This window comes from Coprococcus intestinihominis (assembly GCF_040096555.1).
Classification (GTDB): Bacteria; Bacillota; Clostridia; order Lachnospirales; family Lachnospiraceae; genus Coprococcus_A; species Coprococcus_A intestinihominis.
Window position 1 is genome coordinate 1 of the sequence record NZ_JBBMEK010000488.1, and the last position, 935, is coordinate 935.

At 49.2% G+C, this 935-nt stretch carries 1 protein-coding gene; it reads right to left on the reverse strand.

Annotation, left to right across the window (positions count from 1 at the left end):
- Positions 1-935, reverse strand: a 935-nt coding sequence (locus WMO25_RS18410; RefSeq protein WP_349086704.1) for a DUF3794 domain-containing protein, incomplete at both ends; no start/stop codon positions are given.

The window sequence follows — 935 nt, forward strand, 5'->3', positions numbered from 1 at the left end:
GAACCGTCATTTTCACCTCTGCCGTATCACCGCCTGCCATCACGGCACTGATCTGATCCAGATACGGCTGCACTTCAAAACAAACATCCTTCGGCAATACACCGGTCTCAATCATACAGGCAAAAGGGATCATCACACCGGCAATATCCAGGGGCAGATGGTCATCCTCGTTAACATAGAGAATATGCACATCCGCCACACCCTCTGCCCTTATACCTTCTTCCGTCAGTTCCAGACGGTCCATCCTGATTTCTGCCCATGGATGACAAAGCTGCAGAACCCCGGCATGTTCTCCCGGCATGCGCACCTTTTCATACAACTTACACTCTGTCTGATTGCGAATGCATACCCGGCGCATCGCTGCCTCCTGATAAACCGGCACCAACTGACGTTTCAGACTGTACACATCCGATACAGTCTGCAATTTTTTCTCTTCATACGCTTCAAGATCAATCTCCAGAACCATCTCCGCCATCACCAGACGCATTTCGCCATCCATATCCGCTTTCATTTCCAGGGACTGAGCGATTTTATGTAAATGACTATTGACGATCATATCTTCTCTCATGCCGCTGCATGGAAGCTCTGCCTGCCATGGCAGATCTGCTTCTGCATATTCAAAAGGATTTTCTTCATTTTCCCCGCTGTAAAGACAGAATACAGAAGCCTCTCCCCTCAGCAGCAGTTTATCATCCTGGGGCCGTATATCCACGCGTCGGTTCTGGACCTCACCCCAGATCAGTTCCAGCATATTGGCCTTATTACCCGGGAGCGTCATTTCTTCCCGTATACGGATTGTGTCCTTTTTCCGTACAGCGATCCCACTGACATCAAGTGTCCGTCGCTGCAGACATAAATGTTTCTCTGTATCCGATATTTCACTGACAACAGGTATCTCTTCCACCGCAGACGCATGGACCTTTACATTGACAACG